This window comes from Pseudomonas sp. PDM21 (assembly GCF_014852505.2).
Lineage (GTDB): Bacteria > Pseudomonadota > Gammaproteobacteria > Pseudomonadales > Pseudomonadaceae > Pseudomonas.
This window is the reverse complement of the sequence record NZ_CM181223.1, coordinates 3,987,481-4,008,740: the sequence shown is the minus strand read 5'-3', so window position 1 is coordinate 4,008,740 and position 21,260 is coordinate 3,987,481. Positions and strand designations below refer to the sequence as shown.

The 21,260-nt window shown below is 66.0% G+C and carries 20 protein-coding genes; 15 read left to right on the top strand and 5 right to left on the bottom strand.

Features of this window, described 5'->3' with window-relative positions; genetic code table 11:
* Positions 1-47 precede the first annotated feature (47 nt).
* From IB275_RS18265 to IB275_RS18240, 6 genes are all read left to right on the top strand, one after another.
* Entirely contained in the window at positions 48-2,381 is a 2,334-nt protein-coding gene (locus tag IB275_RS18265) for a helix-turn-helix transcriptional regulator (RefSeq protein ID WP_192294786.1), read from the top strand.
* A gap of 111 nt (positions 2,382-2,492) precedes the next feature.
* Positions 2,493-3,830, top strand: a complete 1,338-nt coding sequence (locus IB275_RS18260) for a coniferyl aldehyde dehydrogenase (protein WP_192294785.1) — start codon at positions 2,493-2,495, stop codon at positions 3,828-3,830.
* A gap of 53 nt (positions 3,831-3,883) precedes the next feature.
* The gene (locus IB275_RS18255; RefSeq protein ID WP_192294784.1) at positions 3,884-4,969 is read left to right on the top strand and encodes a Zn-dependent alcohol dehydrogenase; all 1,086 of its coding nucleotides are present in this window, start codon (positions 3,884-3,886) and stop codon (positions 4,967-4,969) included.
* 46 nt (positions 4,970-5,015) lie between these two features.
* Positions 5,016-6,215, top strand: a complete 1,200-nt coding sequence (locus IB275_RS18250) for an acyl-CoA dehydrogenase family protein (RefSeq protein WP_192294783.1) — start codon at positions 5,016-5,018, stop codon at positions 6,213-6,215.
* Between the two features lie 12 nt (positions 6,216-6,227).
* Positions 6,228-7,370, top strand: a complete 1,143-nt coding sequence (locus tag IB275_RS18245) for an acyl-CoA dehydrogenase family protein (RefSeq protein WP_192294782.1) — start codon at positions 6,228-6,230, stop codon at positions 7,368-7,370.
* Positions 7,371-7,679: 309 nt separating this feature from the next.
* Positions 7,680-7,907, top strand: a complete 228-nt coding sequence (locus IB275_RS18240; RefSeq protein WP_081516876.1) for a tautomerase family protein — start codon at positions 7,680-7,682, stop codon at positions 7,905-7,907.
* Positions 7,908-7,960: 53 nt separating this feature from the next.
* Here IB275_RS18240 and IB275_RS18235 read toward each other — a convergent pair whose 3' ends face one another.
* Complete coding sequence (locus IB275_RS18235) at positions 7,961-8,848, bottom strand: AraC family transcriptional regulator (protein WP_412548203.1); 888 nt, start codon at positions 8,846-8,848, stop codon at positions 7,961-7,963.
* A 205-nt stretch (positions 8,849-9,053) separates the two neighbouring features.
* Between IB275_RS18235 and IB275_RS18230 the strand changes: the two genes are divergently transcribed.
* The 9 genes from IB275_RS18230 (at position 9,054) to IB275_RS18190 (ending at position 18,700) form a co-directional block, all read left to right on the top strand.
* Positions 9,054-10,103: an NAD(P)-dependent alcohol dehydrogenase gene (locus IB275_RS18230; RefSeq protein ID WP_192294780.1), complete on the top strand. Its 1,050-nt coding sequence runs from the start codon at positions 9,054-9,056 to the stop codon at positions 10,101-10,103.
* 12 nt (positions 10,104-10,115) lie between these two features.
* Positions 10,116-11,324 (top strand): MFS transporter, encoded by a 1,209-nt coding sequence (locus IB275_RS18225; protein WP_192294779.1) that lies wholly within the window; start codon positions 10,116-10,118, stop codon positions 11,322-11,324.
* A 121-nt stretch (positions 11,325-11,445) separates the two neighbouring features.
* Positions 11,446-11,916: a (2Fe-2S)-binding protein gene (locus tag IB275_RS18220; protein WP_192294778.1), complete on the top strand. Its 471-nt coding sequence runs from the start codon at positions 11,446-11,448 to the stop codon at positions 11,914-11,916.
* Complete coding sequence (locus IB275_RS18215) at positions 11,916-14,162, top strand: xanthine dehydrogenase family protein molybdopterin-binding subunit (protein ID WP_192294777.1); 2,247 nt, start codon at positions 11,916-11,918, stop codon at positions 14,160-14,162. The genes IB275_RS18220 and IB275_RS18215 overlap by 1 nt, the downstream gene beginning before the upstream one ends.
* Before the next feature lie 15 nt (positions 14,163-14,177).
* Entirely contained in the window at positions 14,178-15,521 is a 1,344-nt protein-coding gene (locus IB275_RS18210) for a c-type cytochrome (protein WP_192294776.1), read from the top strand.
* A gap of 92 nt (positions 15,522-15,613) precedes the next feature.
* Positions 15,614-16,369: a YkgJ family cysteine cluster protein gene (locus tag IB275_RS18205; RefSeq protein WP_192294775.1), complete on the top strand. Its 756-nt coding sequence runs from the start codon at positions 15,614-15,616 to the stop codon at positions 16,367-16,369.
* Positions 16,370-16,384: 15 nt separating this feature from the next.
* Positions 16,385-17,404 (top strand): XdhC family protein, encoded by a 1,020-nt coding sequence (locus IB275_RS18200; RefSeq protein WP_192294774.1) that lies wholly within the window; start codon positions 16,385-16,387, stop codon positions 17,402-17,404.
* A 35-nt stretch (positions 17,405-17,439) separates the two neighbouring features.
* A complete protein-coding gene (locus IB275_RS18195) occupies positions 17,440-17,937 on the top strand; it encodes a (R)-mandelonitrile lyase (RefSeq protein WP_192294773.1) in 498 nt (165 codons plus the stop codon).
* Positions 17,906-18,700: a carboxymuconolactone decarboxylase family protein gene (locus tag IB275_RS18190; RefSeq protein ID WP_412548200.1), complete on the top strand. Its 795-nt coding sequence runs from the start codon at positions 17,906-17,908 to the stop codon at positions 18,698-18,700. Before IB275_RS18195 ends, IB275_RS18190 begins: the two co-directional genes overlap by 32 nt.
* Before the next feature lie 75 nt (positions 18,701-18,775).
* Here IB275_RS18190 and IB275_RS18185 read toward each other — a convergent pair whose 3' ends face one another.
* From IB275_RS18185 to IB275_RS18170, 4 genes are read right to left on the bottom strand one after another with little or no spacing between them, the layout of a single operon-like run.
* Positions 18,776-19,243, bottom strand: a complete 468-nt coding sequence (locus IB275_RS18185) for a DoxX family protein (RefSeq protein WP_192294771.1) — start codon at positions 19,241-19,243, stop codon at positions 18,776-18,778.
* A gap of 10 nt (positions 19,244-19,253) precedes the next feature.
* Positions 19,254-20,009 carry an HvfC/BufC family peptide modification chaperone gene (locus IB275_RS18180; protein WP_192294770.1) on the bottom strand — a complete coding sequence of 252 codons (756 nt, stop codon included), beginning with the start codon at positions 20,007-20,009 and terminating at the stop codon, positions 19,254-19,256.
* Positions 20,006-20,839, bottom strand: a complete 834-nt coding sequence (gene bufB / locus IB275_RS18175; RefSeq protein WP_192294769.1) for an MNIO family bufferin maturase — start codon at positions 20,837-20,839, stop codon at positions 20,006-20,008. The genes IB275_RS18180 and bufB overlap by 4 nt, the downstream gene beginning before the upstream one ends.
* A 16-nt stretch (positions 20,840-20,855) precedes the next feature.
* On the bottom strand, positions 20,856-21,143 hold the full coding sequence (locus IB275_RS18170; protein ID WP_045207635.1) for a BufA1 family periplasmic bufferin-type metallophore: 288 nt from the start codon (positions 21,141-21,143) through the stop codon (positions 20,856-20,858).
* Positions 21,144-21,260: the final 117 nt, after the last annotated feature.

Below are 21,260 nucleotides of genomic sequence, written 5' to 3'. Positions count from 1 at the left end.
GGGCGTGCGCGCCCGTTGCCATTCTTCCACGGCTCCCGGAGCACCATGTGCCGCGCGGCGCGCTTGCCGCCGCTGTGCGCGATGGCCGGCAGCGCCTGACGTTGCTGTGTGCACCGGCGGGATACGGCAAGACGGTGCTGCTTTGCGAGAGTTTCGCCGGCGGCGCCGCTGGCGAGAACTTGCTGTGGCTGAGCTGCCGCGGGCAGGTGCCGGGGCTGGCCGAACTCTGCTCGAAGATCGCCTTGGCGCTGGGTTTTCCAGCCGCCACCGGCCCGGTGCAACTGCTGCGTCTGCTCGGTCTGCCGGGCCGCCCGTTGCGCCTGGTGCTGGATGACCTGGCGGGTGACCTGTGCCTTGAACTGAACAACTGGTTCGAGCAGTTGCTGCACCTGCCGGAGTGCCGTGTACGCCTGTGCGTCAGCTGCCGCCAGCGGCCCGCGTGGGACCTGCCATCGCTGTTGTTGCGAGGCGACCTTCTGGAGCTGGGCGTGGCTCAACTGTGCATGTCACACCGCGACTATGAGGCGGTCTGCTGCCGTATCGCGGCTGATGCCGACGAAGCGCAGCGCGAGGATATCTGGCTGAGGTGCGGCGGCTGGTGGGGTGCCGCCTGCCTTCTGCTGGCCGGCAACAGCCAGGGAAGGACACTGCTGCGCGACTACCTGCAACGCGAAGTGCTGGTGCGCCTGACGGACGGGGAGCGCCGGGTGTTCCATGGGCTGTGCCACCTGCCCAGGTTCTCCGCCGAGCTTTGCGCCCAGCTCTGGGAAGCCGGTGCCGGCGCCCAGGCACTGGGCCGTCTGCTGCACCTGCAGGTGTTCATCCAGCCGCTGGACGCGGAGGAACACTGGTACCGCGTCCAGCCTCTGGTCGCCAGCCTGCTGCACGATGCCATCGCGCCGGACGAGCTGGCGCGCCTGCGCCTGCACGCCTGCCGCCTGCTCAGCCTGGCAGGGCAGCTGCACGACGCCATCGACCAGGCCCTGCGGGCGCGGCAGCCCGAGGTGGCGGCGACCTATATGGAGCGCCTGAAGCCCAGCTGGCAACTCGCCGACCGTCATTTGCGGCGCGTGCTGGAGTGGCGTCGGCAACTGCCTGGCGAGCTGCTGGAGGGCACCCCACGGTTGATCTACCTCAGTTCGCTGGCGCTGTTGCTCAGTGGTCGGGTCGGCGAAGCCGAGCTTAGCCTGGCTGGCCTGTCGCGCTTCCTGCCGGCGGCCACCGCGGAGCATAACCGACTGCTGCTGGCGCACTGGCAAGCCCTTGCCGGTGGCATCCAGGCGTTCCGCGGTGAGCTTGATGGGGCCGAGCGGCACTGCCGCGAGGCGCTGGCCAACCTGAGGGACGAGCCGAGGGACTGGCTGTCGCACCTGCTCTGCCAGTTCACCCTGGGACGGGTTCTGCAGGCCAGTGGTCGCGTGCGGGAGGCCCAGACGCACTGGCACGCCGCACTGGAACAGGCGCGCCGGCAGGGCTGCCAGGACAGCGAGGCGTTGCTGCAGGGCGAGTGCCTGCGCGGGCTGATGCTGGCCGGTGAGCTGGAGCTGGCCGGGCTGTTGCTCGAGGATGGGCTGCAGGGACGCGCGCAGGCCGGGCTGGATTGGGACCCGGTACTGGGGCGTCTGATGCTCACTCGCGCCGATCTGTTGCTGGCGCAGGGTGCCGTGGAGGATGCCGACCTGGCACTGCGGGCCGCCCTGCCGCACCTGCGCGATTGCGACGCGCCCTTCGTGCTGGGCAGTTACCTTGGGCTGGCCGAGGTGGCTGGGCGTCGCGGCAACCTGGCCCTGGCGCAGGCCCAGGTCCGGCGCGGCGAGCGGGCCATGCAGTGCGCCGGTATCGACCGGCACTGCTACCAGCCAGCGCTGGCCCTGCAGCAATTGAAGGGCCTGGCGCAACAGCGTGACTGGCGTGGCGTGCTCGAAGCCGGCGGCCTGCTCGCCGGGCAGTACCCGGTGGGGGGCGCGCTGTCGACCCTGCTGTCGCCCACCCTGAGCCTGGAGGTGCAATGGCTCGTGGCGCAGGCAGAGCACCACCTGGGGCGGCGCGAGCAGGCTGCAGCGCGATTGCGGGTGATCGTCGAGCACTGCGGCCGGAGCGGGTTTGGCCAGCTGCGCGCGGAGGCACTGCGCTTCCGGCAACAGCAGGAAATCGAAGAGGAGGGGGCCGACGCCGGTGGTTATCAGGAGGAGCTGACGGCCCGTGAAGCGGCCGTGCTCGAGCGGCTCGCCGAGGGCCTGTCGAACCAGGAAATCGCCGATGCCCTGTTCCTCTCGGTGAATACCGTCAAGTACCACGCCAAGAACATCAACGCGAAGCTCGGCACCAGCCGGCGCACCCAGGCGATCGCCTTCGCCAAGGCCCGTGGATTGCTCGCCTGAAGCCGTACCACCTGATCCGGGTGGCGCCCTGCGGCGGGCATAGCCCCAACCATTGCAGCGACTCGCCGGCGCTGTCCGCCGGCCCGATTGTCCAGCTGAGGAGCCCCTGCCATGACCGCCACCGCCCACCCGGATGACGCCGCGATCCGTGCGATCCTGCAGCGCCAGCACGCCGCCAGCCGAGCGGGCGAGCCGTGGAGCGCCGAGCAGCGCATCGAGTTGATCGACCGCGCCATCGACCTGCTGGTCCGTCACGAGGCGGCGCTGATCGAAGCGCTCGACGCGGACTTCGGCCAGCGCAGCCCGACCTTCTCGCGCCATAGCGACGTGCTGTCGCCGCTGGCCACCCTGCGTCAGACCCGTGACGAGTTGCACCAGTGGATGCAGCCGGAGCACCGCCAGGCGCCGCGCGGCGAAGCCTGGGTGCAGTACCAGCCGCTGGGCGTGGTGGGCATCGTCACCGCCTGGAACGTGCCGGCCAATATGGTCTTCAAGGGGATGGCCGGCGCACTGGCGGCGGGCAACCGGGTCATGATCAAACCTTCGGAGTTCAACCCGCAGACCTCGGCACTGATCGCCCGGATGATCCGTGAGGTCTATGCCGAGGACGAGGTGGCGGTGGTCACCGGTCCGGCGGAGGTCGGCCAGGCGTTCTGTCGCCAGCCCTTCGACCACCTGCTGTTCACCGGGGCCGGCAGCATTGGCCGGCACGTGCTGCGCGCGGCAGCCGAGAACCTGGTGCCGGTGACCCTGGAGCTGGGCGGCAAGTCGCCGGCCATCGTGTCCCGCACCGCCGACCTCAAGAGCGCAGCCAGCAAGATCATGCTCGGCAAGCTGATGAACGCCGGCCAGCTGTGTGTTGCGCCGGACTACGTATTTGTTCCCGAAGAGTCGCTGGACGCCTTCGTCGAGATCGCCCGAGCCGTCGTCGCCAAGGTCTTCCCGACGCTGGCCGACAACCCCGAGTACACCGCTGTCATCAACCATCGTCACTACCAGCGCCTGCGCGGCTACCTGGACGAAGCGCGGGCGGCGGGCGTCGAACTGGTCGAACTCAACCCTGCCGGCGAAACACTCGACCCCGCGCGTCGCAAGCTTGCGCCGACGCTGCTGCGTGACCCCGGCGATGGGCTGCAGGTCATGCAGGACGAGATCTTCGGGCCGCTCCTGCCGATCAAGCCGTATCGCCATTTCGACGAGGCCATCGCCTACATCAACGCCCACCCGCGCCCCCTTGGCCTGTACTGGTTCGGCAGCGATGCCGGCGAGGAGCGAGCGGTGCTCGAACGCACCTGTTCCGGCGGCGTGACGCTCAACGAAGTGATGCACCACGCCGGGCTGGAAAGCCTGCCCTTCGGCGGCGTCGGCCACAGCGGCATGGGCGCCTACCACGGCATCGATGGCTTCCGCACCTTCAGCCACGCCAGGGCCATCTATCGCGCCGGTTGACCGGCACCGGCTCCCGTCACCGTCGAATTCCCCTACTGTCGAGAAGGCAAAACATGAAAGCAGCTGTATTCCACCAGGTCGGCGCGCCGCTGAGCATCGAAGACGTCGTCATCAGCAAGCCCGGTCCGCGCGAAGTGCTGATCCGCACCGTCGCCGTGGGCGTCTGTCACTCGGACCTGCACGTGATCGACGGCTCCTATCCCTATCCTGGCCCCCTGGTGCTCGGCCACGAGGCCGCCGGCATCGTCGAGCAGGTCGGCTCCGAGGTACGCACGGTCAAGCCCGGAGATCATGTGGTGACTTGCCTGACGGTTTTCTGCGGCCACTGCGAACACTGTGTGACGGGCCACCTGTCGCGCTGCGTTTCGCCGGAGACCAAGCGTGACAAGGACGAAGAGCCGCGTCTGAGCTATGCGCAGAAGCCCATGCCGCAGTTCGTCAACCTCTCGGCCTTCGCCGAGCAGTTGCTGGTGCACGAGAACGCCTGCGTGGCGATCCGCCGCGACATGCCGCTGGACCGCGCCGCATTGCTGGGCTGTGCCGTAACCACCGGTACCGGTGCGGTCTTCAACACGGCCAAGGTCCGTCCTGGCGAAACGGTCGCGGTGATCGGTTGTGGCGGCATCGGCCTGGCGGCCATCAATGGCGCGGCACTGGCCGGAGCCGGGCGGATCATCGCCATCGACATGCTCGACTCCAAGCTGGAGCTGGCCCGCCAGTTCGGCGCCACCGATGTGGTCAACGGCAAGGGCGGCGACGCGGTGAAGCAGGTGCTGGAGCTGACCCGTGGCGGCGTGCATCACGCCTTCGAGTGCATCGGCCTCAAGCAGACTGCCGAGCAGGCCTTCGGCATGCTCGCGCGCGGGGGCACCGCCACCATCATCGGGATGATCAAGCCGGGCCTGAAGATCGAGGTCGACCCCTACCAGTTGCTCCACGAACGTCGCCTGCAGGGCTCGTTGATGGGTTCCAACCGTTTCCCGGTGGACATGCCCGCGCTGGTGGATTTCTACATGGCCGGCCGGCTCAAGCTCGACGAGATGATTTCCCAGCGCATCCGCCTGGACCAGATCAACCAGGCCTTCGATGAATTGCGTCGCGGCGAGCTGGCTCGCTCGGTGATCGTCTTCGACCAATGACTTGCCCGGGGCCGCCCGCTGGCGGTCCGGCAACAGGAGTTCACTGATGGATATCCATTTCACGCCCGAGGAACAGGCGTTCCGCGAAGAGGTGCGTGCCTTCCTGCGCGCCTCGTTGCCCCCTGAACTGGCGCAACGCATCCTCGCCGGCAAGCGCCTGAGCAAGGAAGACCAGGTGCGCTGGATGCGCATCCTCAACCAGCGCGGCTGGCTGGTGCCGGGCTGGCCCGCGGAGTACGGCGGCCCGGGCTGGGGCGCCATACAGAAGCACATTTTCGAGGAAGAGTGCTTCGCCGCCGGCGCGCCACGGGTGGTCGCCTTCGGCGCGAAGATGGTGGCGCCGGTGCTGATCCGCTTTGGCACGGCCGAGCAGAAGGCGCGCTTCCTGCCTCGCATCCTCGACAGCTCCGACTGGTGGTGCCAGGGCTATTCCGAACCGGGTGCCGGTTCCGACCTGGCCGCGCTGAAGACCCGCGCCGTGCGCGAAGGCGATCACTACGTGGTGAACGGCCAGAAGATCTGGACCACCTTGGCGCATTACGCCGACTGGATGTTCTGCCTGGTCCGCACCGATCCGGATGCGCCCCAGCAGCGCGGCATCAGTTTCCTCCTGATCGACATGAAGACACCGGGCATCACGGTGCGGCCGATCATCACCCTGGACGGCGAACACGAGGTCAACGAAGTGTTCTTCGACAACGTGCGCGTTCCGGTTGAAAACCTGGTGGGCCGCGAGAACGAAGGCTGGACCTGCGCCAAGTACCTGCTCACCCACGAGCGCACCAGCATTGGCGGCATAAACCAGACCAAGGTGCTGCTGCGCAAGCTCAAGCAGGTCGCCGGGCAGGAGCTGCGCAACGGCCGGCCGCTGCTCGACGACCCGCTGTTCCGTGCGCAGGTCGCCGCCGTGGAGATGCAACTGATGGCGGCCGACATGAGCAACCTGCGCGCATTGGTGGCTGCCCGCGACGGCGGGGTGCCGGGTGCCGAAAGCTCGATTCTCAAGGTCAAGGGCACCGAGGTACGCCAGCAGATCGTCTACCTGCTGACCAAGGCCGTGGGCAGCTATGCGCTGCCCTTCCTGGAGGACGAACTGGGCCTGGAGGCCATGCCGGGCGAGGTGCTGCACAGCGCCGACAGTGCCACCGCCACCTATCAGTACCTGGATTCGCGCAAGGCCTCTATCTACGGCGGCTCCAACGAGATCCAGAAGAACATCATCGCCAAGATGATCCTCGAGTTGTAAGGAGCCTGCAGCATGGACTTCAAATTGAGCGAAGAGCAGCAGATGCTGCAGGACACCACGGCACGCCTGGTACGGGACCACTATGGTTTCGAGCAGCGCGAGGCCAGTCGGCGCGAACCGGGCGGCTTCAGCCGGGCCTTCTGGGCGCAACTGGGTGAGCTGGGGCTGTGCGCGGTGCCATTTGCCGAAGCCCATGGCGGGTTTTCCGGCCAGGGTGTGGAAGTGGGCCTGGTCTGCGCCGAGCTGGGTCGTGGCCTGTGCCTGGAGCCCTATCTGTACTCGGTGGTGTATGCCGGCGGCCTGCTGGCGCAACTGAGCAACCCGGCGCAAGGCGCCGAACTGCTGCCGCGAGTCGCCAGCGGCCAGTTGCAACTGGCGCTGGCCGTCGATGAGCCGCAAAGCCATTACCAGCTGCACGATGTGCACAGCACCGCCAGCCTCACGTCTGGCGGCTGGCTGCTGGACGGACGCAAGAGCGTGGTTTTCGGCGGACAGAGCGCCGGGCTGATCCTGGTATCGGCCCGCACCGCCGGGGATCCGCTGGACGAAACGGGCATCAGCCTGTTCCTGGTCGACCCGGACAGCCCCGGCGTGCGTCGCCGGGACTACCCGACGCTGGACGGGCGCATGGCCTGCGACCTGTACCTGGACCAGGTCTTCGTGCCAGCCGCGGCTCTGCTGGGCGCGGAGGGCGGCGCGCTGGCTGCACTGCGCTACCAGCAGGGGCGGGCAATCGCCGCGCAGTGCGCCGAGGCGGTCGGCAGCATGGAGGCGGCCTGCGCGCTGACCCTCGACTACCTGAAAACCCGCCAGCAGTTCGGCAACGTCATCGGTAAGTTCCAGGCCCTGCAGCACCGAATGGTCGACCTGCGTATCGAACTGGACCAGGCCAGCTCCATGGCGCTGCTCGCCGCGTGCCTGGCCGATGAGCCCGAAAGCGTCGAGCGCAGTCGCGCCCTGGCGGCGGCCAAGTACATCGTCAGCCGCGCAGCCCGCCTGATTGCCGACGAGAGTGTGCAGCTCCATGGCGGCATCGGCCTGACCTGGGAATACCAGCTCTCGCACCATGCCAAGCACCTGCTGATGGTGGCCCGTCAGCTGGGCGACGATGACCACCACCTGCAGGTCTTCAGCGACTTGATGGCGCCTGCCTGAGCCGCAGGCATCTCTTGCACCGGGCCGGCGAGGCCCGGTGCCGCAGCCTTCTCCTGGCGGTCTGCTGGTGGCTGAGTTGCAGATATTCGCGAGAGGCAGCTACCGACTCATGGCGGACGTTCAATTGCCCTGTCCGGCGGCAACTAGAACGGCCGATGCAAACAGGTTGGATGTTCAGTGTTGCGCTGAAATTCGAATCCGTGCTGAATGACTGCGCTTCAAGGGTGGCAGTCTCCCGTCTGCTGGATCTGCTATCAATGGAGCCTGGCTCAGGCCGACCTGATCCTGCCCCCTGACGCGGAGACACCCATGCCACATGTCATTATCAAAATGCTCGAAGGCCGAAGTGAGGCCCTCAAGGTCGAGTTGACCGAGGAAATCGCGAATGCACTGAAGTCGGTAGTCGGGTGCGGGGACGAATCGATATCCGTAGCCATTGAAGATGTGGCGCCTGCGGACTGGAAACGGACGGTCTACGACACCGACATCCTCGGTGCAGGCGACAATCTCTACAAAAAGCCAGGTTACAAGCCTTAAGCGTGGTACCCGCGCAGCCTCGATCCCGCTGCTGGGCTGCGCAAGCTTCTCGCCTATTCTCGCGGTGCCCCCGCGTCGGCGTGACCGCGCAAGCACTTGAGGTCCAGCCTGGGCGCGATGCCAAACAGACGACTGTACTCGCGGCTGAACTGGGAGGGGCTTTCATACCCGACCGAGAAGGCCGCCCGTGACACATCCAGGTGCTCGTTGAGCATCAGCCGGCGAGCCTCGTTCAGGCGCAACCACTTCTGGTATTGCAGCGGGCTCATGGCCGTCAGTTGGCGGAAGTGGTGATGGAAGGTCGGCGGGCTCATCTGGACCCTTGCCGCCAGGTCTTCGATCCGCAGAGGCAGGTGGAAATTCTGCTTCAGCCAGTCGACGGCCTTGGCGATCCGGTAACCCTGGCTATCCACCGAGGCGATTTGCCGCAAACGCGCCGCCTGGTCGCTTCGCAGCAGGCGGAAGTGGATCTCGCGCTGGATCAGCGGGGCCAGCACGGGAATCGCATCGGCGTCGTCCAGCAAGTCCACCAGACGCCCGAACGAGGAGAGCAGGCCTGGGCTCATGGTGCCGATCCCCACCCCTCTGCTGACAGCCCGCTCGCGGGTCAGTGGCAGGCCGCCCTGGGCGATGAGTTCGGCCAGGATCCGAAGGTCGAGCTTCAGCACCAGTCCTACGCAGGGGGCTTCCTCGCTCGCCTTCAGCACTTCCGAATTAGCCGGCAGATCCAGCGAGGTGACGAGAAAGCGCGATGGGTCATAGGCATATCCCTCAGCTCCCACCCAGAGCTGTTTCTCGCCCTGGGCGACGAGGACGATGCTGGGCTCGACCATGCAGATGCAGGGCGGTGACGGGCTGTTGCGGCGGAACAGGCTGAGCCCGGCGATTGCAGTGGAAACGTCGCTCGGTTCGGCGATGCGCGCGGCAATGGCCTGTGCCATCGACTGGGCTGGCTGTGTGGTGGTCTCGGTCATGCTGTTCGGGTCTGGCACCTGTTTCGCTAGAAGCTACCGCGAGCTTCGGCTCGCTTTCCATCAAAAAGCTGCACGCCCAGAGGATCAGGCAAGTAATCCAGTGGATTGCGCTACTGATTCAGCCGCGCCTGCCCGGACAATGGCCTCCACGAATTGAAGGAGGGCCATTCCCATGCAAGTCAACGCTTACGGTGCCCACGCGGGCAATCAACCCCTTGAGCCGCTGCGTATCAGCCGACGTGCTCCGAATGCCCACGACGTGCAGATCGAGATCGCTTTCTGTGGCATCTGCCACTCGGACCTGCACCAGGTGCGCTCCGAGTGGGAGGGGACGCAATACCCTTGCGTACCGGGCCATGAGATCGTCGGACGGGTGACTCAGGTCGGCGCGCATGTCTCTGCCTTCAAGCCGGGCGATCTGGTCGGTGTCGGCTGCATTGTCGACAGCTGCCAGCACTGCGAAGACTGCGATGCCGGCCTGGAGAACTATTGCGATGGCATGATCGGCACCTACAACTTCCCGACGCCGGACGCGCCGGGCTGGACGCTGGGTGGTTACTCCCAGGCGATTGTCGTGCACGAGCGCTATGTTCTGCGCATCGGCCACCCCGAGGAGCAATTGGCCGCGGTCGCGCCGCTGCTGTGCGCGGGCATCACCACCTACTCTCCGTTGCGCCACTGGAATGCCGGCCCCGGCAGGAAGGTCGGTGTGGTTGGCATCGGCGGCCTTGGTCACATGGGTATCAAGCTGGCCCACGCCATGGGAGCTCATGTGGTGGCCTTCACCACGTCCGAGAACAAGCGCGAAGCCGCTCTGGAACTGGGCGCCGACGAGGTGGTGGTCTCCCGCGACGCCAGTCAGATGGCTGTCCATGCCAAGAGCTTCGATTTCATCCTCAACACCGTGGCGGCGCCCCATGACCTGGATGCCTTCCTGGTCCTGCTCAAGCGCGACGGGGCCATGACGCTGGTGGGTGCGCCGGCATCGCCGCATACCTCGCCGAACGTCTTCAACCTGATCATGAAGCGCCGCACGCTGGCTGGCTCGATGATCGGCGGCATTGCGGAAACCCAGGAGATGCTCGATTTCTGCGCAGAACACGGCATCGTCGCCGATATCGAACTGGTGCGCGCCGAGCAGATCAACGAAGCGTACGAGCGCATGCTGCGCGGCGAGGTCAAGTATCGCTTCGTGATCGATAATGCCAGCCTCGCCGGCTGAGGGGCGCTGTCGATGACGTCTTCTTCCCGCCCAGCTGCCGCGGAACAGGGTTCCTGGGGCGCGGTGCTCGCCATGTCGATGGCGGCCTTCGCCCTGGTTGCCTCCGAGTTCATGCCGGTGAGCCTGCTGACGCCCATCGCCGCCGACCTGGGAGTCTCCGAAGGTCAGGCAGGGCAGGGCATCTCGGTCTCCGGGTTGTTCGCCTTGCTCACCAGTCTGGTGATTGCCGCAGTGGCGGCGCGGGTCAGCCGCAAGCCGCTGCTGATTGCACTGACCTTGCTGATGGTGCTGTCAGGTGCGTTGGTGGCTTTCGCCCCGAATTACGCGTGGTTCATGGTCGGGCGCGCGCTGATCGGTATCGCCATCGGCGGCTTCTGGTCGTTGTCAGCGGCTACCGCGATGCGCCTGGTGCCACAGGACCAGGTGTCGCGCGCACTGGCCATCGTCAATGGCGGAAACGCCCTGGCCACGGTGATCGCCGCGCCCCTGGGCAGCTACCTCGGCGCGCTGATCGGCTGGCGTGGTGCGTTCTTCTGCGTCGTTCCGGTGGCCGTGGCCGCCGCGCTCTGGCTGTGGATGCACCTGCCGACGCTTCGCATTGAGTCCCGTGCCGCCAGCAGCAATGTATTTCGTCTGCTGCGCCGGGGCCCGGTGGCCTGGGGCATGCTCGCCGTCAGCGTTTTCTTCATGGGCCAGTTCATGTTGTTCACCTACCTGCGCCCGTTCCTCGAGACGGTTACCCAGGTCAGCCCTTCGGGTCTGTCGCTTACGCTTCTGGTGCTGGGAGTGGCCGGGCTGGCCGGAACCTTCCTCATCGAGGCATTCCTCAAGAGCGGCCTCTACCGAACGCTGATGCTCATCCCGCTGCTGATGGCGCTGCTGGCGCTCGCGCTGATCGGCGTAGGGGCTTCCTCGGTGGCCACCGCCACGCTGCTGGGGCTCTGGGGCCTGGTTGCGACGGCCGCGCCGGTAGGCTGGTGGACCTGGCTGGCTCGCAGTCTGCCGGATGACGCAGAGGCAGGTGGCGGCCTGATGGTGGCGATCGTTCAGCTGGCCATCGCGCTGGGGGCCACCGTGGGCGGGGTGGTCTTCGATCTGCAAGGCTATCGGGCAACCTTCGAACTCAGCGCTTTCGTGCTGCTGCTGGCCGCTGGATTCGCGTTCATGGCCTCACGGGAGAGCACATCCGGTTGCGCTTCGGCTTCCCCGAACGGGTGCTGAGCGGGGCGATTCATGAGCCCTGCTAATGAGAGCTATCGGCAAGCGACGGCTGTGCAGGGCGGGGCCCATGCTACCGTCCGAAGAGAACACCAAGACCAACCAACGTGATAGCGGGTGAGCCATGGAACTGCGGATCAACCAGAAAACCTATGAGGTCGACGCCGAGGCGGACACGCCGCTGCTGTGGGTCATTCGCGACGACCTGGGACTGACCGGAACCAAGTACGGCTGCGGCCTGGCCCAGTGCGGCGCCTGCTCGGTGCTGGTCGACGGCAATGTCGTGCGCTCCTGTGTCACGCCCGTCGCCGGCGTGGTGGGCCGTGAAGTCACCACCATCGAGGCCATCGAGGAGGACGAGGTGGGCAAGCGGGTCGTGACGGCATGGGTCGAGCACCAGGTGGCGCAGTGCGGCTACTGCCAGTCCGGGCAGGTCATCGCGGCCACGGCCCTGCTCAAGCAGACCCCGGAACCGACGGATGCACAGATCGATGCCGCGATGATCAATCTGTGCCGCTGCGGCACCTACAACGCCATCCATGCCGCCGTCCACGATCTGGCATCGGCTGCCGCCACCTCGCAGGAGAAGGTCTGATGAGCCAGCCTATCGAGTTCGAAGACCGCGGTGAGGCCGTCAACCTGTCGCGCCGGCGCTTCCTCCTGGCCTCCGCCGGTGCGGCGGCTGGCGCGCTGGTCCTGGGCTTCGGCCTGCCGTTGGGGTCGGCCAGGATGCAAGCCCTGGCGGCGCCCGGCGAGCGCGGCACGCAAGTGGGCGCCTTCCTGGAAATCCGCCCGGACAACCGAGTGCGCCTGCTGTGCCCCTTCATCGAAGGCGGGCAGGGCACTTATACCGCGATGGCGCAGATCGTCGGCGAGGAATTGGACGCCGATCCTGCGACCTTCCTGGTCGAGAGCGCGCCTCCGGGCGAAGCTTACGTGGTGATGGACAACGGCCTACGGATCACCGGCGGGAGCATGTCGGTGCGCATGAGCTACGACACCATGCGCCGGCTCGGCGCGCTGGCCAGGGCGATGCTGCTGCAGGCCGCCGCCGCGCAGTGGAAGGTGCCTGTCGCCAACCTGAGTACCGAGCCGGGCCGGGTGCTGCATGCCGCCTCGGGCCGCTCGCTGACCTACGGAGAACTGGCCGCCCACGCGCTGGATCTGCCGGTACCCGATGCTGCCAGTGTCACCCTGCGTGACCCCGCCCGGTTCCGTTGGATCGGCAAGCCGGTGCGCCGGGTGGACAGCTACGAGAAGTCCACGGGCAAGGCGTTGTATACCATCGACATGAAGGTCGACGGCATGCTCCATGCTGCCGTCCAGCATGCGCCGCGCCTGGGCATGACGGTGGGCGAACTGCGCAATGAAGATCAGGTCAGGGCGATGAAAGGTGTGCATTCGGTACACCGCCTTGACGGCGCGGTAGCGGTGGTCGCCGAGCGCTGGTGGCATGCCAGGCGCGCGGCGGAGGCCATCCAGGTGCAATGGCAGGAGCCGGCGGGGGATTCGCCGCTGCGAATCATGCCGGCGGATTTCTCCAGCGTGGTCTATCGCGAGCAACTGGCCAGGCAGACCGACCCTGGGCGCGAAGCCGAGAAGGAAGGCGATGCGCAAGGCGTCCTGTCCAAGGCCGCCGCCCGGGTCGAGGCCACCTATTACAACCAGTATCTCAACCACGCCCAGTTGGAGCCGCCCGCCACACTGGTGCGATTCAATGCCGATGGCTCGCTGGACATCTGGCTGCCCAACCAGGCCCAGGACATGTTCCTGGGGGATATCGCTAAACGTGCAGGGGTCGATCCGGCCAGGGTCAAGCTGCACACGCCGTTGCTTGGCGGCTTCTTCGGCCGGCACTTTCTCTACCCCACCGCCAATCCCTATCCGCAGGCCATCGAGTTGGCGAAAGCCGTGGGACGCCCGATCAAGCTGATCTGGAGCCGCGAGGAAGAGTTTCTGCGAGACGTGTTGCGACCGATGGCCGTGGTCAGATTCCGTGCCGCGCTGGACGACAAGGGCCTGCCTGTGGCGCTGGAGGCCATCAGCGCTACCGAAGGGCCGACGGAGGGGATTGCCGGCAAGCAGGGCGACAAGCTCGACCCCACCGCGCTCGAGGGCCTGGCCGGCAAATCCTATGTGATCCCCAATCGACGCATCGCCCAGGTCTATGCCAAGGGGCCGGTGATGCTGGGCTACTGGCGCTCAGTGGGCAATTCGCTCAACGACTTCTTCTACGAAGCCTTCCTCGATGAACTGGCTGACAAGGGTGGCCACGATCCCTTCGAGCTGCGCCTGCACCTGTTGCAGGGCAATGCGCGTCTGCTGCACCTGCTGAAAACCGTGGGCGAACTCTCGGGGGGCTGGAAGCGCGGGCCGTTCGACGCCCCGGATGGTTCGCGCCGAGCGCGCGGCGTGGCCATGGCTTCGCCTTTTGGCACGGAGACCGCCGTGATCGCCGAAGTGTCCATCGAGAGTGGGCAGGTCAGGGTGCATGACATCTGGCAGGCGATCGACCCGGGCAGCATCGTCAACCCGGCCATCGTCGAGGCCCAGGTCAATGGCGCGGTGTCCCTGGGCTTGTCCCAGGCCCTGGTGGAGGAAGCCGTATACGTTGACGGCAAGCCACGTGCGCGCAATTACGACCTCTATCCCATCCTGCCGCCCTCACGCATGGCGCGGGTGCATGTGAAGGTGATCGAGAGCGGCGCGAAGATGGGCGGGATCGGCGAGCCGCCGTTGCCGGCTGTGGCACCGGCAGTGGCCAACGCGGTGTCCAGACTCACCGGCCAGCGCATCCGCAGCATGCCGCTGTCGGCTTATGACTTCAGCAAAACCGCCTGACCGGAGGCCTTGCCCATGAGCAGACGCCCATTCGCAAGAACCGTCGGCGCGCTGGCCCTGGGCGGTGTCGCAGTCGCGTGCCTGATGGCCTGGTATGGGACTCGCCAGCCAGGTTCGACTTTCGATTCCGCCGTCAGCAGCGCAACCGACGAGGCGCTGGTCCGCCAGGGGGAGTACGTCGCCCGTGCCAGCGATTGCGTGGCTTGCCACAGCCTGCCAGACGGCCCGGCCTTCGCCGGCGGTTTGAAGATGGCCACGCCGCTGGGTGCGATCTACGCCACCAACATCACGCCGGACGACAACGCGGGAATCGGCAAGTACAGCCTGGCGGACTTTGACCGTGCTGTGCGCCACGGCGTGGCGCCGGGCGGCCGGCGACTCTATCCGGCGATGCCCTATCCGTCCTATGCCAAGCTCCGCGATGAAGACGTGCGCGCGTTGTACGCCTTCTTCATGTCGGGCGTCCGGCCATCGGAGCGGGCCAACATGGCCAGCGAGATACCCTGGCCGTTGAACATGCGCTGGCCCATCGCGCTGTGGAATGCGCTGTTCACCGACTCCTCGCCCTTCACCGATCAAGCGGGCAAGGACGCACAGTGGAACCGTGGCGCCTATCTCGTACAGGGCGCCGGGCACTGTGGCAGCTGCCACACCCCGCGCGGCCTGGCCTTCAACGAGAAGGCGCTGAGCGAGTCAGGCGCGCCATTCCTGGCCGGCGCTCTGCTCGATGGCTGGTATGCCCCGAGTCTGCGCAACGACCCCAACACCGGGCTGGGACGCTGGAGCGAAGAGGAGATTGCGCGGTTCCTCAGGACGGGCCGCAACCAGCATGCAGTGGTCTACGGATCGATGACCGAGGCGTTCAACAACTCCACGCAATTCCTGACCGATGCTGACCTCGGCGCCATTGCCCATTACCTCAAGTCCTTGCCTGGCGACCCTGCTCGTGACGGGCCTGCCTGGCAGTACCAGAGGGCCGAGGCTGCGGCCCTCAGCTCGCCCGGCGGCCATCTCTATCTGACACGCTGCGCGAGCTGTCATGGCGCTGACGGCAAGGGCCAGAACGAATGGATGCCGCCGCTGGCCGGCGCTACTTCGGCGATGACGCCAATCGCCGATTCGGCCATCAACATCAGCCTCAACGGGGCGCTGCGCGTGGTCAGCGCCGGGGTGCCGGATGCGTACCGCATGCCGGCCTTCCGCGAGCAGTTGTCGGACCAGGAAATCGCCGCTGTCGTGAGCTTCGTACGAACCACCTGGGGAAACCAGGGCGGCAAGGTGGACCCGAAGGCCGTCGCCCGGCTGCGCGAGCATACCGATCCGGCCAGTCCGACGCCGATCGTGCTGCATATGCGTTGAGGCAGGCATGACATACACACTGACTCCACCCATCTCAAGCGCTGCCCGGCCATGGCCGGGAACGCCGGCGAGCCGCTCGCGGGAGTTCGCTGATGGATAACGCTGGCGCCGTGAAGTTCGCCTGCGTGGGTTGCGGTGCCTGCTGTCGTGGCCGGTTCGTACCGCTGACCCGGGACGAAGCCTTTGCCTGGCTGGCCCGCGGTGGCGATGTGGCGATCCTGCTGGAAGCATTCCTGCTCGAGCCGGCGCGAAGCCATGAGCCACGCTACGCCCATGACAGTGGTCGCGCTGGCGTTGGCCGGTCGGGCTCTGCAGACCTCAACGTCATTGCAATCTTCGCCGGTGTGGCTCAGCCGCAATGCCCGAACCTCGGCGTCGATAGCCTTTGTGCAATCTATGCGGAGCGGCCCCTGGTTTGCCGGATCTATCCAATGGAGATCAATCCATTCATCCCGCTGAACCCTTCGGCGAAGGATTGTCCGCCGCAATCCTGGGGCCGCGCCGACAGTGACGTGTTGATAGCCACCGACCACCGTGTGAATCCCGAGTTCGCCGCGTTGATCGAGGCGTCGCGCGAGGCGGATCGACGCGATGCTGCGTCGAAGCTGTCTATCTGCCAGGACTTGGGGTATTCGGTGGCGGGTTGGAAAGGCAATGGGCTGACGCTTTACCTGCCTGAGCGGCAACGTCTTGTCGAAGCTTTTTCCGCCGCGACGCAGCGGCCGGTGGTCGTTTCGCAGTGGACCGTACAGGTGCAGGGGAGGGCGTTGGAGGACTCACTGCAGCGCCGGGGAATCCGATTGAACGACACCGCCAGCGAGCACGTTTTCGTGCCGGCTGGGCAATGAGGTTGCGGAGCCTGGATGGAAAGTATCGATCTGTTGGTCCTGCGAACCGCCCGTGACTGGCTGGTAGCGGGCGAGCGCGTGATGCTGGTGACGGTGGCGCGCACCTGGGGTTCTTCTCCGCGGCCGGTAGGCTCGATGATGGCCCTGCGCAACGACGGCCGGGTTGTAGGCAGCGTGTCGGGCGGATGCATCGAGGATGACCTCATTCATCGACATACCACTGCCTACGGCGGAACAGGGTTGCCACAAGCTCGCCCCCAACTGGTTCGCTATGGCGTGAGCGCTGAAGAAGCACACCGTTTTGGCTTGCCTTGTGGCGGCACGCTGGAGCTGATCCTTGAGTTCGAGCCCGACCTGGCGGCTCTGCAACAACTGCTGGGGAGCCTCGACCAGGGGCAACTGATGCGGCGCAAGCTGGACATCGAGACGGGGCGAACGAGCCTCGAAAGCACGGCAACACCGGATGAGTTCATCTTCGACGGCCGGCGGATGGTCAGCACGCTGGGCCCGGGCTACCGCATGTTGCTGATCGGTGCCGGCGCGCTGGCTGAGTACGTCGCCACGATGGCGCAGTTCAACGGGTTCCAGGTCACCCTCTGCGACCCTCGGCCACAGTACCTGGAGAGTTGGAGCGTTGCTGGCGTGCAGCGCATTCAGGACATGCCGGATGACGTCGTCAGAGCTTTCGCGCCGGATGTCCGCAGTTGCGTCATCGCGCTCAGCCACGATCCGAAGCTGGACGATCTGGCCTTGCTGGAGGCGCTGCGTGGCCCGGCGTTCTACATCGGGGCCATTGGCTCGCGGCGCAACAGCGATAGCCGGCGCGCTCGCCTGATCGAGCATTTTGGCGAGACGCAGGAGTCGCTCCAACGACTGCGCGGGCCCATCGGCATCTATATCGGCAGCAAGACCCCGCCGGAAATCGCAGTCAGTGTCATGGCGGAAGTTCTCGCTGCCAAGAACGCCGTCGCTCTGCCTGCGGAACTCGCAGTATCCCATGCCAAGCAACTGCAGGATCGGCGCCGCCGGGCCTGATCGATCACGCCAATCCATCTTCGGAGATGACCAGCATGAGCAAGAAAATTGTCGATGCCGTCCTGTGCGCAGCGGCCATGCAGGCTGCCGTGGCCAGCGCCGCTGAGCCGGCAACTGCAAACACGCAGCAGATCAGCCGTGCCGGAACGCAGGCGTCGATGGCAGGTCCGGAGCAGTACTTCACCGGGCGCGTGCGGATCGATCCGGTCTGGCCTGCCGACGATCAGATCAATGCCTCGGGTGGTCTGGTGACCTTCGAGCCCGGAGCCCGTTCGGCCTGGCACACCCACCCGGCAGGGCAGCGGCTGTTAGTCACTACCGGGGTCGGCCTCACCCAGGAGTGGGGCAAGCCGGTTCAGGTCATTCGCCCTGGCGATGTGGTCTGGTGCCCGGCCGGCGTCAAGCATTGGCATGGCGCCGCACCGGGTACCGCCATGACCCACCTGGCGGTCACTGGCTCGGTGAATGGAAAGAATGTCGAATGGATGGAGAAAGTCACCGATGAACAATACAACGCCGAGCGGGCTGACTGACCCGCGCCGGGCGCCCCGCGTACTCGGGGTCGCACTGGGCCTGGTTTGTACGCTGGGCGTCATGACACAGACATTGGCCGCACAGGAGAACCGATCCATGGCTGAGAACGACACATCAACCCCTCACAGTGAAACGCTCGATGATCGCCAGAGACGCATCGTGCCCATCGCCGCCTTCGCGGCAGCTGGCGATATGGCTGGTCTGAACCGTGCGATCAATCAGGGACTGGATGCCGGGCTGACCATCAGCGAGGCGCGCGAGGTGCTGGTCCAGTTGTACGCCTATGCGGGTTTTCCTCGAAGCCTGAATGCACTGGGCGAGTTGATGAAGGTGGTACAGGCACGCCAACAGCAAGCAATCGTGGACCAACCGGGACGCGAACCCAGCAAATCGATTCCCAAAGGGGATGAGCTGCTGGCGGTGGGCACCGCAAACCAGACCAAATTGTCCGGCGCCCCGGTGGAAGGTGCATTGTTCGACTTCGCGCCGGTCGCCAATGAATACCTGCGCACGCATCTTTTCGGCGACATCTTCGAGCGTGACAACCTGGACTGGCAAAGTCGGGAAATTGCCACCGTGGCGATGCTCTCTGCACTGGAGGGCGTAGCGCCACAACTGCAGGCCCATATCCGTATCGCCATGAACACCGGGGTTACGCCGCAGCAACTCCGTCAGCTGATCCGGGTGCTGGCCGAACAGGTCAGTGCCGACGCATCGCGGCGGGCAAGCGAGGCGTTGGAGCTGCATCTGGCTGCCCAGTAGGCGAGCGTCGCACGCAGTCGGGACGACGGATCGAATACTCGCAACGTTCGCTTCTGGCCGCTGGCGGCCGCTGTATCAGCTTATCCCCAGAGCACGATCCAGCGACCAACCACCTGCGCCGCGTCCGATCAGCAACAGCAGCAGGCCTGCCCAAACCAGGTGGGTGGGCCAGGCGTCCGGATAGACGAAGACCTCGATTACCGTGGTCATCCCCAGCAATGCCAGGGCCGAAACGCGGGTGCAAAGGCCCAGTACCAGCAGCACCGGGAATAGGTGCTCCGCGTAGGTCGCCAGGTGGGCGGCGATCTGCGGTGGCAGCAGCGGCAGCATGTACTCGGTGCGAAACAGCTCGTAGGTGCTCGGGGTGATGGTCAGGAAGCCCTCCACCTTGGTGCGCCCGGAGAGAAAGAAGGTTGCCGCAATCCCGACGCGCGCCACCAGGCAAAGAACAGCGTCGCCGAGCAGGTGTTGCAGGAAGTCGGCAATGCGATTCCAGCGTTGGCGCAGACCGGTCCCGGTTAGAGCATTGCGAGCTATGTCCATGATGACCTCCTCACGCGAGGTTGATGGGACGGAAAACGCCGGCGCCGAGGAGGCGGCCGAACAGGTCGTGGAAGTCGAGGTCCGGATGCGTCTGAAGTGTCAGGGCCGAAGCCTGATCGAGGTCGCTACCGTTCGCACAGGCGTCGAGGAAGTCGCAGCCTCCAGCTTCCAGCGCGTGCCAGGCAACGCCGTCGGCATGGCCAACCAGCAATGCGCCTTCACCTTGCCAGGGCAGCTCCTCCGGTATCGGCACGGCCTCGCGGTTGTAGCGCCAGATGCTGTAGACCGGTTGCTCGGGAAACCAGCTCCAGCGCACGCAGGCGCGCGGCGCCAGGTGGCAGGTGGCAAGGTCCGAGGCGGTCATGCCGGCCAGGCTGACGAGGTCGAGGCGCGCCTCCTGAGGTGCGACGAAGGCCTCTGTCCATAACCGGTCCAGGCGCGCCACGGCGCCAAGGTAGGGCAGTTCCCGTGCCGGTTCGAATGCATCGAGGAAATTGGCAAAGCTCTTGCCATAAAGAACCAGGCGAGCGTCATCCGGCGGAGCCTCGCGGGCGTGAACTGCCGCCGCTGCGCGAATCCAGTCCGTCCCCACCAGGCGTTCGACGGTTGGGAAGTTGTCGCACAATGCGTCGACACAGCCCTTGAGCACGGTGTTGCGATAGACCTCGAAGGCCGCCTGTGTGGTCACGCCTTGCAGCGCAGGAGCAGGGCGCCGGTAGAGGGCTTCGACGAAGGCATCCTGGAAGGTGCCGAGTGAGGTTTTCATGGTTTCATCTCGGCCAGGTTGAGGATCGCCTGCGCGAGCTCGCGCTCGGCCAGCAACTCTTCGAAAGCAGGCAGATGGTCGTCGCGCTCGATCAGGGTCGGCCTAGGGCCGATGCGCTGGATCAGGTGCTCATAGAGCGCCCAGACCGGCTCGGCGACCGGCGCATCGTGGGAGTCGATCAGCAGTTCGCCGGCCTCGTCGAGGCTGTGTCCAGCCACGTGGATCTCAAGGACGGCGGCCGCCGGGAAGCGGTCGAGGTAGCGTCTCGCATCGAAGCCGAGGTTGTGCGAGCTGACGTGTACGTTGTTGACGTCCAACAGCAGGCCGCAGCCGGTGCGCAGCGCGAGTTCCGTGAGGAAATCGATTTCGTCCCAGTCGTGGCCTTCCAGACGCAGATAGTGGCTGGGGTTCTCGATGGCGATACGCCGGCCCAGGGCTTCCTGAGTGCGCTGGATGTTCTCGGTGATGCGCACCAGGGCCGCATGGCTGCGCGGGAAGGGCAGCAGGTCTGGCAGGTACTGGCCGCGCCAGGTCGACCAGGCCAGGTGCTCGGAAATCAAGTGCGGTTGCACACGCTCGACCAGCGCGCGCAGGTGCCGTAGGTGTGCCTCCTCAGGAGCAGCATCGGCCGCCAGGGACAGCGAGACCCCGTGCAGCGAAAGCGGATGCCGTTCGGCGATCCGTTCCAGCCAGGCAAGGCGGGGGCCGCCGACCATGTAGTTCTCCGGATGCACCTCAAACCAGAGACCCTGGGCGGAACAGGCCAGGGCCTGGGCGTAGTGTTCCCCCTTCAGCCCCAGCCCGGCGCCCGGTTGATGGAATGCGTTCATGGTCGGCGGCCTTGGCTCAGGCTTTGCTCGGAGTCAGCGAGCCCATGCCATTGGGCGTCTTGATCGTGGTGCAGGTGCCGGCCGGGACGTTCTTCCAGTGCATACCGTCGTAGTCCTTCTTGGCGCTGCCTGCGCAAGTGGTGCCCGCACCGGCCTTGCAGTCGTTCTTGCCGGCCATGGCAACGCCGTAGCATTTCTCCATGGCCGCGCCATTGCTGGCCTTGGTGTTCATGTCGTCGGCCAGGGCGCTACCGGTGATGGCGGCAAGTGCAATGGCGGCGGTGGCGAGGGTCAGGGTTTTCATGGTGCGGTCTCCCGTTCGATTGAAGGGCCGTGGAAGGCTTTCCGCCGGCTCGATGAGTAGTTCGCCGGGGGCGCCGATCCGGTTACAGCGCGGCGAAATTTTTTTGAGAATTCTTTT